This window comes from Polaromonas sp. P1_G2 (genome assembly GCF_056405515.1).
Window position 1 is genome coordinate 1 of the sequence record NZ_JBFUBY010001102.1, and the last position, 461, is coordinate 461.

A 461-nucleotide genomic window follows, 5' to 3' on the forward strand; every position below is an offset into this window, starting at 1 on the left:
AACTGGTATAGGGAAATGCTGGATAATAGTGCTGGTCCTTCGGCGAGACGCCGGCGACCAGCGCATTCGCCAGGTCCGTCACGTTCCAGGCGCCGATACCGTCCGCCATATCGGACGAGATGTTCGGCACCCGGAAAGTCCCATAGGGCGAGGCGAGCGCTAGGCCTCCACCAAGCCTGAGGCGATCCTGCTGGCCGGGCGCAGCATGGCAGGATGCACAATCGCCGGCAGCGAAGACGAGGCGGCCGCGCGCCGGATCGCCGGTGCCGGCCAGCAGCGGATCATCCTTCGCAAACGGTTTTGCCGGCGCCGTCGCGACCCAGATGATTGAGCCGATTGCTGCCAATGCGACAACCGCGATGGCCAACGGAACGGGGATGCGCATTCTACAGCACCTTGCAGGGACACTCCTGCACAAAACACCGATCCGGGCTCGGTGTTCCCATCGCAGAGAGTTCCAA

At 63.6% G+C, this 461-nt stretch carries 1 pseudogene; it reads right to left on the minus strand.

What is annotated here, in order from left to right:
* Nucleotides 1-385: pseudogene (locus tag AC1D0P_RS29260) on the minus strand (cytochrome C); the annotation flags it as partial.
* Nucleotides 386-461 lie beyond the last annotated feature (76 nt).